At 42.0% G+C, this 12070-nt stretch carries 14 protein-coding genes and 1 tRNA gene; 14 read left to right on the forward strand and 1 reads right to left on the reverse strand.

The annotated features are described in order from the left end of the window. Window positions 1–56 precede the first annotated feature (56 nt). On the reverse strand, window positions 57–188 hold the full coding sequence (locus BUB11_RS28665) for a hypothetical protein (protein ID WP_282433968.1): 132 nt from the start codon (window positions 186–188) through the stop codon (window positions 57–59). A 185-nt stretch (window positions 189–373) separates the two neighbouring features. On the opposite strand from BUB11_RS28665, the gene BUB11_RS27385 reads away from it, so the two are divergent. From BUB11_RS27385 to dnaB, 14 genes are all read left to right on the forward strand, one after another. After that, window positions 374–471: transfer RNA gene (locus BUB11_RS27385), tRNA-Sec, on the forward strand. A gap of 169 nt (window positions 472–640) precedes the next feature. Continuing rightward, a complete protein-coding gene (locus tag BUB11_RS00580; RefSeq protein WP_073027027.1) occupies window positions 641–1372 on the forward strand; it encodes a CvpA family protein in 732 nt (243 codons plus the stop codon). A 191-nt stretch (window positions 1373–1563) separates the two neighbouring features. Then, entirely contained in the window at window positions 1564–2937 is a 1374-nt protein-coding gene (locus BUB11_RS00585; RefSeq protein WP_073027029.1) for an aminopeptidase, read from the forward strand. Window positions 2938–2965: 28 nt separating this feature from the next. Further along, a complete protein-coding gene (locus BUB11_RS00590; RefSeq protein WP_073027031.1) occupies window positions 2966–3841 on the forward strand; it encodes a mechanosensitive ion channel family protein in 876 nt (291 codons plus the stop codon). A gap of 139 nt (window positions 3842–3980) precedes the next feature. Further along, window positions 3981–4175: a DUF951 domain-containing protein gene (locus tag BUB11_RS00595; RefSeq protein ID WP_073028140.1), complete on the forward strand. Its 195-nt coding sequence runs from the start codon at window positions 3981–3983 to the stop codon at window positions 4173–4175. 80 nt (window positions 4176–4255) lie between these two features. Further along, the gene (gene ychF, locus BUB11_RS00600; protein ID WP_073027033.1) at window positions 4256–5356 is read left to right on the forward strand and encodes a redox-regulated ATPase YchF; all 1101 of its coding nucleotides are present in this window, start codon (window positions 4256–4258) and stop codon (window positions 5354–5356) included. Window positions 5357–5498: 142 nt separating this feature from the next. Continuing rightward, window positions 5499–5786, forward strand: a complete 288-nt coding sequence (gene rpsF, locus BUB11_RS00605; protein ID WP_073027035.1) for a 30S ribosomal protein S6 — start codon at window positions 5499–5501, stop codon at window positions 5784–5786. An 18-nt stretch (window positions 5787–5804) separates the two neighbouring features. Continuing rightward, complete coding sequence (locus tag BUB11_RS00610) at window positions 5805–6209, forward strand: single-stranded DNA-binding protein (RefSeq protein WP_073027037.1); 405 nt, start codon at window positions 5805–5807, stop codon at window positions 6207–6209. Window positions 6210–6230: 21 nt separating this feature from the next. Then, the gene (rpsR, locus tag BUB11_RS00615; RefSeq protein ID WP_007787675.1) at window positions 6231–6461 is read left to right on the forward strand and encodes a 30S ribosomal protein S18; all 231 of its coding nucleotides are present in this window, start codon (window positions 6231–6233) and stop codon (window positions 6459–6461) included. Between the two features lie 308 nt (window positions 6462–6769). Beyond that, window positions 6770–7072 (forward strand): MazG-like family protein, encoded by a 303-nt coding sequence (locus BUB11_RS00620; protein WP_073027039.1) that lies wholly within the window; start codon window positions 6770–6772, stop codon window positions 7070–7072. Between the two features lie 26 nt (window positions 7073–7098). Beyond that, window positions 7099–8034 (forward strand): DUF2232 domain-containing protein, encoded by a 936-nt coding sequence (locus BUB11_RS00625; RefSeq protein WP_073027041.1) that lies wholly within the window; start codon window positions 7099–7101, stop codon window positions 8032–8034. Window positions 8035–8047: 13 nt separating this feature from the next. After that, window positions 8048–8494, forward strand: coding sequence for a 50S ribosomal protein L9 (gene rplI / locus BUB11_RS00630; protein WP_073027043.1), 447 nt, complete (start codon window positions 8048–8050; stop codon window positions 8492–8494). 56 nt (window positions 8495–8550) lie between these two features. Further along, on the forward strand, window positions 8551–10455 hold the full coding sequence (gene lonC, locus BUB11_RS00635; RefSeq protein ID WP_073027045.1) for a Lon family ATP-dependent protease: 1905 nt from the start codon (window positions 8551–8553) through the stop codon (window positions 10453–10455). A 47-nt stretch (window positions 10456–10502) separates the two neighbouring features. Further along, window positions 10503–11837: a replicative DNA helicase gene (dnaB, locus tag BUB11_RS00640; protein WP_073027047.1), complete on the forward strand. Its 1335-nt coding sequence runs from the start codon at window positions 10503–10505 to the stop codon at window positions 11835–11837. Window positions 11838–12070: the final 233 nt, after the last annotated feature.

Here is a 12070-nt window from a genome sequence, read left to right on the forward strand (position 1 = left end):
ATTCTGCAGGAAGTTGATTCACTGTATGAAATTTTATCTTAATGTAAAGTATGTATTTATTTTGGACTTGTATAAGCTATTAAGATGGTTTCTTGTCCTTGTTTACTATTGAACTTGTTTTCTAAGGCTTTAAGGTCTTCAATCTGGTCACTAGTTAAGTTAGAAAATAAAACATCCGATCGATTCATGATGATTTTTAACCCCCTTTTGTTTAAGCATTAAAAGAGTTTAAATCTTCTTATACATAATTAGTGTGCACAAAATTCAGGAAAATTAAACCCTATTTTACAACGTATTAATAATCTATATCTTTCGGTAGAGTTATTTACTTCCCAAATATATACGAATGTGATAATATTATTGACGTTAGCAGGGGGATGGATGGTGGCTGGTGCTGCTCCCGGACTTCAAATCCGCGTGTCGGGACGCAGAACGTTCCGAGGTGTGTTCGATTCGCACGCATCCCCGCCATTAACCAAGGTCCGAATTATTAGGAGTGGACATTTTAGTCTAATTATTGGACAAGTCTTGGAGAAACTAAATCTAGTAAGGTTTTATTTGTTTATTTGGAGGCAGCGTGAGGCTGCCTTTTGACATAAGAATAAGAAAATAAGCGGATGATTTATTAGGGGGGGACTATGTGAATCTGATTGATGTGCTTATTATAGGGTTTGTCTTGTTAGGAGCGTTGCATGGCTATCAAAGAGGCTTAATAACAAGTATTTTTAATTTTTTCATTTGGATTGCAGGCTTCTTAGTGGCATCGTGGCAATACATGGCTGCTCTTCGCTGGACAGAACATTACCTTCCGCTTCGGGAATGGATAGAGCCTGTAATTTATCGAACTCTGATTCCCTCTGTAGAGTCTAAGGCCTTAACGTTACAACAAAAAGTCCTAGGAAACATAATAGGCGTAATACCCGAAGAATGGCGCAGTATGCTCCCTTCTGCAGAATTACCTGGTGTAGAAATTCCTCAAACTATTGAACAAATGACTCATAGCCTAGCTGGAACGATTACTGACAGTATCTTAAGCCTAATAGCCTTTGGCTTTGTGTTTTATTGTGTGGTGTTAGCAATGCAGTTATTAGTATTTATTCTCCTTCGCCCATTAGGTATTTGGAGTGGGTCGTTTAATCGCGGAGGGGGACTTTTGTTTGGTGGACTAAGCTCCCTTATTGGTTTATCTGTATTGGCAGGCATATTGACACCACTGTTACAAATAGATGTGAATCATAGTTATAGTGGGCTCGTCCTGAACTCATACCTTTACCCTTATTTGGTAGGGACTTTTAACGCCTTAGACCAGATGTTTTCGGCTCAACTTAGAGAAAAGCTTCTTGAACCACTATCAATGGGTAGGGGAGTTTAGTTTTAGCGCCAATTAATGACTGCTTAGGAGGCGGGATTTATGCAGCGGTTAGTCATCGTATATAGGAAAGCTGCTTCAGGTAACCGGAGTTTAGCTGGACATACTATCGTATAAATCAAACGGAGAAGAAGAAGACTTAGAGTATCTGGCAGCATAATCTTGCCAAGTTAATTCAGGTAGGGGTGATTTTCGTGGGCTCAAAAAAGGTAAAATTAGCGTGGGATGAACTAGGGATGTCGGAGCAAGAAGATCAAGCGATGATTGAATACCTCTCCTTTTTGAGTAAGGGAAAAACGGAGAGGGAATCTTGGCAGATCATAGAAGGGTGGGCTCATCAAAGCGGGTTTATACCTCTTGATAAAGTGGATAATTTTAAGCTTGGTCAAAGGGTTCGTCTGGCTGTTCGGGGAAAAGCCGGCATTTTAGCTATTGCAGGGCTCCGACCATTAAATGAAGGATTCCGTTTAATTGCAAGCCATATTGACGCTCCCAGGTTAGATATTAAGCAACGCCCTCTCTATGAAGAAGGATTAGCTTTTCTAAAAACCCATTACTATGGAGGGATCAAGAAATATCAATGGATGGCCTTGCCTCTGGCTCTTCATGGTGTTGTCATCCTGCGCGATGGGCATAAGGCTGAAATTGTGATTGGGGAAGATGAAGAAGATCCAATCTTCACAATTTCGGACTTACTCCCACACCTTTCTAAGGATCAATATAACAAGAAATTACGCGAGGCTATAGCTGGAGAAGGACTTAATCTTTTGTTAGGACACAATCCTTCCCCGGGAGAGGGTGATGAACGGGTTAAATCAGCGATACTCCTCTTTCTTAAGGACAAATATGGTATCGAGGAGGACGATTTTGTAAGTGCAGAGTTAGAGGTCGTACCTGCCGGAAAGGCTCGTTATGCAGGATTGGACCGCAGCTTTATTGCCGGATATGGACAAGATGATCGAATCTGTTCTTTTGCTGCATGGAAAGCGATTGAAGAAATAAAGCAACCGGAGTGGACAACGATTGTTCTTTTTGCGGATAAAGAAGAGATTGGCAGCGATTCCAATACAGGTATGAAAGCTCGTTTCTTAGAAAATTTTATTGCGGAACTTATCACATTGCAAAATGGAAACTACGACGGGTTAATGGTTAGGCGCTCTTTGGCTCGAGCTAAAGCACTTTCCGCGGATGTCACAGGTGGATATGATCCTAATTACGCCGATGTTATGGATAAACGTAATTCAGCCTTTTTAGGACGAGGTTTGGTTATCAGTAAATATACTGGTTCTGGAGGGAAATATGGTACGAGTGATGCCAACCCAGAATTTGTTGCTGAGGTTCGCAGAATTTTCGATGATGCTAAGATCTCGTGGCAAACAGCCGAATTAGGGAAAGTTGATCAAGGGGGCGGTGGGACAATTGCCCAATATATGGCCATATACGGAATGGAAGTCTTGGATTGTGGTGTGGGAATTCTAAGTATGCATGCTCCTTGGGAAATCTCCTCGATTGCTGATTTAGTGATGATGATACGCGGGTATCATGCATTTCTGAAATATCAGAGCTAACCGATTAACTGAAAGGGAAGACTTATACATGAATAGTGCATGGATTCAGAGTAGCTTGAACCACTTTGATTGGCAGCAATTCGGAACTGCTGTCTTAAATTCGATATTATATATTGTAATAATACTTGTTATCTCGCGTGTCGCTTATTGGTTAATAATTTATTTATTACGAAGAACGTTACTGGATCACAAAGGAAAAAAAATCCTCGATGAACGTAAGGCTAATACAATGTTCTCGCTTCTTAGAAGTATGTCGTTTTATTTAATTACCTTTACTGCTATTCTACATACGCTTAAACACATATTTAATTTTGACACTGGGACTCTTCTAGCCTCGGCTAGTGTCTTGGGTGTAGCATTAGGTTTTGGTTCGCAAAGCCTGGTTAAAGATATAATTGGCGGATTTTTCATCCTTTTTGAAGATCAGTTTTCCGTTGGAGATTATATACAAACTGGACAATTTGCGGGAGTTGTAGAAGAGACTGGGATTCGGGCAACACATCTAAGGGACTGGGGCGGCGAACTTCATATTATTCCTAATGGCAGCATTACAGCCGTTACCAATTTCAGCCGTGGCAAGATGAGGGCTTTAGTTGATATACTGGTTCCCTATGATGAAGACTTAGACCGGGCCATGAAAGTGATGCATTCTGTTTGCGAGACAGTCAGTACGGAGTTTGGGGATAAAATTATTGATCCCCCTGCAGTGCAGGGTGTCATCCAGTTTGGAGAACGAAATGCTGTTTTGAGAGTGATTGGATTTACTCAACCTAATGAACAATGGAGCTTGGAGCGAGAACTGCGTCGTCAAATTCACAGCGCTTTTTTAAAAGAAGGTATTCGAACACCACAACAAAATATTTTTATGTCTGATCCCTTGAAACGCGATAAAGAAAATACGTGATAAAACATATTCTTAACTGACATATAAAAATTGTTTTATAAAAGTTTAAGTTTATTGAAGGTGAGAAATGATGTGCGATTTTCATATCCGTGCTTCGTGCCTCGAACTTCGAACCTCGATTTAGAGAGGGGAATTAATGATGATTCCGTTAAATGTGGGAGATATTGTTCGTCTTCGTAAGCCTCATCCCTGTGGCAGTCTAGATTGGAAAGTAATGCGAACAGGGATGGATTTTCGTATCCAGTGTTTAGGATGTCAGCATCAAGCTTGGATTCCCAGAGTAAAACTCGAACGCAATTTAAAGGAAATTCTTCAGCATGCTGATGAAAAATGAGCAGAGTGGTTGCAGAGTAAGAAAACATCACATATAATCGGTTAAGATAGCTCGTCAGTGTATTATGAGGAGGTTCAGTCATGACTTTACATGCAGGAATTGTTGGCTTGCCGAATGTTGGTAAGTCGACGTTGTTTAACGCCATTACTCAAGCGGGTGCAGAAGCCGCAAATTACCCATTTTGCACGATAGATCCAAATATTGGAATGGTAGAAGTGCCTGATTCCCGTTTACAAAAACTCGCGGATATGGTTCATCCTAAGAAGATTGTTCCTGCAACTGTCGAGTTTGTAGATATTGCCGGACTCGTTAAGGGAGCAAGTAAAGGGGAAGGCTTGGGGAACAAGTTCTTGTCCCACATTCGCGAGGTCGATGCAATTGTGCATGTCGTGCGCTGTTTTGAAGATGAGAATGTTATCCACGTTGAAGGTAATGTAAACCCTAAGCGGGACATTGAGACGATTGACCTTGAGTTAGTCTTAGCGGATATGGAGAGTATAGAGAAGCGTTCTGAGCGTACATCGAAACTCTTGAAAACGGGAGATAAAAAGGCTCAAGGGGAAATTGCACTCTTAGAACGCTTGAAGGAAGTGTTCAATCAGGGTAAAGGGGCTCGTTCATTGACCTTTACAGATGAGGAACGGGATATTCTAAAGGGATTTTCGCTCTTGACTCTAAAACCGGTGCTCTATGTAGCGAATGTTAGTGAAACTGGACTAGCTACAGCAGCTGATAATCCCTATGTTCAACAGGTTAAGGCGATTGCTGCCGAAGAGGGTGCCGAAGTTGTTGTAGTCTGCGCACAGATTGAAGCGGAAATTGCAGAGCTTGAGGCAGATGAAAAGGATGCTTTTCTGGAAGACCTGGGGCTCGAAGAATCAGGACTAGACCGATTAATTCGAGTAGCCTTCCATTTATTAGGCCTCATGACGTTTTTTACAGCTGGACCTATCGAAGTCAAAGCCTGGACGATTTACCAGGGAACAAAGGCTCCTAAAGCTGCGGGGGTAATTCATACTGATTTTGAACATGGATTTATTCGCGCAGAAGTAGTCTCTTACAAGGACTTCGTGGAGCACAACGGTATAAATGGTGCAAGAGATAAAGGACTGGTTCGTTTAGAGGGGAAGGAATATATTATGAACGATGGAGATATTGTTCACTTCCGCTTTAACGTATAAAGTAAGAAGTATTTTCACCTATAGAGAAATTGAAACAGAAAAGTTGCTTTTTAAGGGATAGAATGGTATAATTTCTGCTTGGTAGTCTAAATATCCCTGCTCCGTAAAATCGGGGCCGTTTAGTCCGAGGGGAGGTGCAAATATGAAAGCGTATGAATTACTTTATATCATCAGGCCAGATCTAGATGAGGAGGCAACCACGGCACTAGTTGATCGTTTAGGAGGGCTCGTTGCCAGCAATGGCGGAGCAAATCTAACCGTCGAAAAGTGGGGTAAACGTCGGTTAGCCTATGAAATCAATGATTACAAAGAAGGCCAGTATATCCTGATGAATTTTGAAGGCGAAGGCCGTACATCTCAGGAAATTGAGCGGGTTATGAAAATATCTGACGATGTAATCCGTTTCCTAACCGTTAGAAAAGATGACTAAAAGGACGGTGGGGCATATATGTTAAATCGTGTCGTTTTGATTGGCCGTTTGACGAAAGACCCCGAATTGCGTTATACGCCAACAGGTGTAGCGGTCGCCAATTTTACATTAGCGATTGATCGCAATTACAAAAATGCTCAAGGGGAAAGAGATACAGACTTTATTAATTGTGTGGTCTATCGACAGCTTGCTGAACTCTGTGCTAATTATTTAGCGAAGGGAAAACTGGCAGCGGTAGATGGACGAATTCAAGTGCGTTCGTACACAGGACAAGATGGTCAAAAACGCTGGGTTACAGAGGTTATTGCTGAAGATGTTCGTTTCCTGAGTCCTAAAGACGGAGGAAGCACAGAATCAAAATCTTCAGGCGGAAATAGTTCGTTTGGACATGAAGTAAATTTGGATGATGACATCCCATTCTAACAGGGGAAGGGGAGAATTAGTATGAAACGTGAACGCGGACGTCGCCCACGTAAACGGGTATGCAGTTTTTGTGTAGACAAAGTGGAGTCAATGGATTACAAAGAGACTCATAAAGTACGTAAGTATGTTACTGACCGCGGCAAGATATTGCCTCGTCGTATTTCTGGAAACTGCGCTATGCATCAGCGCCAAGTAACCTTGGCCATCAAACGGGCTCGCAGTATTGCCTTATTGCCATATAGTGTAGAGTAGAAAAAAGGGAGCGAGAGCTCCCTTTTCTATTTTATAATAGTAAAGTGTATAAAATTACGGTAACGTAAGAAAATATAACTTTCTGGAAGGGTCCTTGGTTAAATTTTCATTCAATAAAGGTGCAGGAGATTTGTAGGTTTATCACGAACTGTATTCGATAGGCGCAGTTTGTTTCTTAGAGAGTATATGCACAAAAAATTAACTCGTTTAGCTCAAGCTGAACATCGGTAGCAGAGAACAAAAAGTCTCACTTAAAAGAAGTGGGAGTCTCTGAAGTGGATGGAGATTAGGAGGGGGCATCCCTGGATATTGAAGTAGATGTTGTTAAAGGCTTAAAAGCTATTGATGAACTCAAGGTTAATCTAATTCAGGCCCAGTGGCTTGTTCAACATGGAACTCTGAGCGGTTCTGAGGATGAAATGATTCAGGGCTTGGCAGACCTTGTAGGAATGAGCTATTTATTAGCAAGAAGGTTGGGCTTTGACTTTTCTCGGCTTGATCGTATGTTGTTGCAACGCTTGGAAGGTCTGAAAAATACGGACGAAATGAATCTTGAAAAGCAATGGGGAGATTTGAGCTTATTATTAAGTTATCTAGCCCCTGAGGATTAACTTTTAATAGGAGAAAGTTGGAGATAATGTTTATAAGTGATGAATTGGCACGAGATTACTTAGCGAGAATGATTCTTTTGACCTTTCCCGGGATGGGAATCGCAATGGGAACATGGGGGTTTTTTTGGGAAGTATTTTTGTTATTCAGTGTGTTTATTGTGGGTCGTCGAAAAGGAGTTTTTACAGCTGCATTCTTTTTGGCGATTGGCTATATTGCAGCCTTGGTTATTTTTAAGGTTGAAGCCATTAATTACCTTGGCTTTGTACCCCTGGCGGGATTGCTGGGCGTTTTTGGGTGGCAAAAGGGTTGGCCGATACGTGTAAACTTTTTTTGGAGTGCTGTCGTGGCAGCGGTTTTAGGAATGGTACAAACTCTGCCGTTTGTTTTACAAGGATTTGATGCTGATACGGCAAATGTCATGATTAACACAACAGTTCAACAATACCGAGTTTCTGGATTGTTGGAAATAATGAAACAACAAGGCATAAACGAGGTACAGATCCGAGATTTGTTGCAACAAGGAATTGACATTTATGCTTTAGTCATTCCAAGTATCGCCGCGATTCTCGCCATAATTGAGTTTGGGTTTGTCTTCTATGTTATGAGGCGTTGGTTTAAAGGGGACATGGAATGGATTCCATTCACCCGTTGGCGCCTCCCTTGGTATGCGGTTTGGGGAGCGGTTTTAGGAATCGGATGCTATCTCTTAGGGGATCAGTTTTCTTGGCCTGTTATTCGCGGAATAGGAATTAACTTTATGGTTGTTTACGTTGCATTTACCCTGGTGTTGGGGATTTCTGCGTATCTCTATTTTTTACAATCCCCAAGGATTCCTAGGTTTCTTAAATGGGCCTTAATTCTTGTTAACTTCATATATTTCATGTTTAGTTTTGTTAGTTTAATTATTTTTGGACTGTTTGATTTAGTAATGAATTTTCGGCGCTTACCAGAAGAATCGTAAGGAGGAATTTTATATGAAGGTTATTCTTCAAGCAGATGTCAAAGGAACGGGTAAAAAAGGACAAATTTTAGAGGTTGCAGATGGATATGCCAGAAATTTTCTTTTTCCTAAGAAATTAGCTATTGAGGCTACTACAGGCAATATTCAGGATATTTCACATAAGAAAGCTCTGGAAGATCGCCGCAAAGTAAAGGAAAAAGAAGATGCAATTCAATTAGGTAATAAACTTAATGCCCTTCAAATCGAAGTTAAGACAAAAACAGGTGAAGGCGGTCGCTTGTTTGGGTCTGTGACAAGTAAAGAAATCGCCGATGCCTTAAAGAAACAGCATAGTGTAGAAATAGATAAACGGAAATTGGATATTAAAGAGCCTATTAAAGCTCTTGGCAGCTATGAAGTGCATGTGAAGATCCATCCGGAAGTGATAGCGAAGCTCCAGGTACATGTAAGTGCTATCTAAAAGAAAACACAAAACATGACCATCGATAATCTGTTCTCGTGAAAGGGGTCCCCTCAATGAAAGGGATTTTGACAAAATGGTTAAATCAAGCAAATCTCGGTGATCGGTTACAAGATGAGGAAGAGTGGATTCGGGAAGTAGAAGCACTTTATGTACTGCTTTCAAATTATTATGGAACTGACAAGCTAGTGCTTAAGGCCAGCCGATTGGAAGCACTGAAGCTCATGCGCTCGGATGAACTTGTTGAACGTGTCGCCGGATTACGAAAAATCGTATCTGATGATCCTACGGATCAACAGATACCAAAAATCCAGGAGATACCCCAGATATTAGATGAAATTGAGGAACAAATAGCAGATCTTATTGCTAGACGTGCAGTTGAAGATCGACTTGAACGGGTAGTTTCAGAAAAGATGCAGGAACGTCATCAGGATTACGTTAAAGAAATTAAAATGAATGTGCTAAAAGAAACTGCTGGACCGGAAAATGCTCAAACACTAAAGAAGTTAGCCATTCTCGAGAAGATGAATACTGTTTCACTCAAACGATCGGCTTTTGATGTATTGCGGCCCCAAACTGTGGAAGAAATTGTAGGGCAGGAAAGCGCTGTACAAGCACTTTTGGCCAAATTAGCAACACCCTATCCTCAACATATGTTGATATATGGTCCACCTGGAGTTGGTAAAACTTCGGCAGCCAGGGTTGCTTTAGAAACGGTTAAAAACCGGCCCCACTCTCCATTTACAAAGGATGCACCCTTTATTGAGGTGGATGGCACAACCTTAAGATGGGATCCCAGGGATGTAACCAATCCTCTCTTAGGTTCGGTACATGATCCGATCTATCAAGGTGCGAAGCATGACCTGGCAGATACGGGTATACCAGAACCTAAAATGGGTCTGGTGAGCGATGCTCATGGAGGGATTCTTTTTATCGACGAAATTGGGGAAATGGATCCCTTACTTTTAAATAAGTTGCTTAAAGTTCTCGAGGATAAGCGTGCATTCTTTGATTCTTCCTATTATGATCCGGGAAACAGCCAAGTTCCTCAATGGATAAAGAAACTCTTTGATGAGGGGGCACCCGCTGATTTTGTTCTGATTGGGGCAACCACGCGGGATCCTGCTGAACTTAATCCTGCCTTGCGTTCTCGCTGTTCAGAAGTTTTCTTTGTGCCTTTAGAACCCAGAGATGTTCAACACATTATTCGTCAAGCCGGGGATAAGCTTGGCGTGAGCTTGGAAGATAATGTCCCAGAAATTATTAGTGAATATGTGATAGAGGGACGCAAAGCTAATAGCATTCTGACAGATGCTTACGGTCTGGCCAGGTATCGCAACCCAGAACAAGAGGAAGTTAGAGTAACAAGTGAGGATGTCTATGAAGTCCTGCGCTCTGCTCGGCTGACCCCTTTTATTTTTAGAAAAGTCCAAAGCAACGTGGAAATCGGACGAGTTTTAGGGCTGGGGGTAGCTGGATTCTTGGGCTCAGTATTGGAAATTGAAGCGATTACCTTCACAGGACAAGATGGAAAAGGCACGATCCGGTTTAATGAAACTGCTGGAAGTATGGCTAGAGATGCTGTATTTAATGCTGCCGCTGTTATTCGTGATCTTACAGGAGAAGATTTACGTAATTACGATGTGCATGTTAACATAATTGGCGGGGCAAAAATTGACGGTCCATCAGCAGGACTGGCAACAACCTTGGCCATTTACAGTGCATTAAAAAAACAACCGCTCAGGCAGGATGTTGCTGTGACTGGAGAGATCTCTATTCAAGGTAAGGTTAAACCAGTCGGCGGGATTTATGAAAAGATTTTTGGTGCTAAGCAGGTTGAAGTTCGGAAGGTTTTGATCCCCTTTGAAAATATGGCGGACGTACCTCAAAGTTTACAGGGCATTGAAGTGGTGCCTGTCAGGACGATCGAAGAGGCTATGAGCCATGTTTTTGATATTTAAATATTAATGAAGAATATTAGAGTTAGTATGACCGGAGGAGAGAAGATATGGAACTCATAAAAGTTCCACCACAGAATTTAGAGGCCGAACAAGCGGTCTTGGGCGCAATGATGCTCGATCCGGAGGCCGGGAGTTCTGTCTTTGAGATACTTCAACCGGATGACTTTTATAGAGATAATCACCGTTTGATTTTTTCAGCAATTCAAGATCTCTCTGAAAAGGGAGACCCGGTTGACTTAGTAAGTGTTGCAGAAGTTTTACGTCGTCAGGGGCGTCTGGAACAGGTGGGCGGAATAGCGACAATCTCTGAAATTGCCCGTTCTGTACCTTCTGCCGCAAATGTAGAATATTACGCTAAACTTGTAACGGAAAAGGCTCTGTTGCGTCAACTTATTCGAGCAACAAGCAGTATCCTGGAACGGGGATATGAGCCAGGGGAAGAGGCCCGCAGCCTTCTGGAAGAAGCAGAAAAATTAATTCTGGATCTTTCTCGCCGACGTGTTAAAGATGGGTTTAGTATTATTCGTGACGTTCTATTAGAGACCTTTGAAAAGATAGAGTATCTCTATGCTCATAAAGGAAATCTAACGGGTGTTCCAACCTTTTTTACGGAATTAGATCGAATGACTTCGGGTTGGCAACCTTCTGATTTAGTGATTATTGCAGCTCGGCCCTCCATGGGAAAAACGGCGCTTGTTTTAAACATGGCACAAAATGCGGCAGTTCGGGCGAAGGTTCCGGTTGCAGTTTTTAGCTTGGAAATGTCCAAAGAACAATTGGTACAACGAATGCTTTGTGGAGAAGCGATGGTTGATCAACAGCGTGTAAGGACGGGAGATTTACTGGATGCAGACTGGCCGAAGTTGACGCGAGCAGTGGGGCCTCTCTCGGATGCCCCGATCTTTATTGATGATACCGTAGGGATCTCCTTGGCTGAACTTCGTTCGAAGGCTCGCAGATTGAAGACAGAACATAATTTAGGGATGATCATTATTGATTATCTGCAGCTTTTGTCTGTGGGGAAAAAGTCTGAAAGCCGCCAACAGGAAGTTGCACAAATCTCCAGATCTCTCAAAGGGCTTGCTCGTGAACTAAAAGTGCCGGTCATTGCTTTGTCACAGCTTAATCGAGGGGTTGAACAACGCCAAGATAAACGGCCTATGATGTCAGACTTGTTGGAGTCAGGAGCAATTGAAGCGGATGCAGACGTGATCTCATTCATTTATCGGGATGATTATTATCATCCCGAGTCAGAAAAAAAAGGAATAGCAGAGTTGATTATTGCAAAACACCGTAACGGTCCAGTAGGAACCGTTGAATTAGGGTTTCTTAGAGAATTCACCAAGTTTGTAAACCTGGATCGACAACATCAAAGTGCTTAACAATCCCCCTTGCCATTTGTCGGTGAGGGGTTTTTCTGCACTAGTCAGAGCCGCATGCCGCTTGCAGGCACTTAGCACACATCTATTGACCAGCACTTGAAGGATATTTTTATAAGTATAGATATTATATTGTTATGGCCAAGTTCTGTTTTGGCGAAATAGAGAGACGAGAATGTCGAATGTTTTATGTATTTTTTTGATTAATGTTCGGTTATTAGATTGACAAGGGGGAG

The sequence above is a fragment of the Desulfosporosinus lacus DSM 15449 genome (assembly GCF_900129935.1).
Classification (GTDB): Bacteria; Bacillota; Desulfitobacteriia; order Desulfitobacteriales; family Desulfitobacteriaceae; genus Desulfosporosinus; species Desulfosporosinus lacus.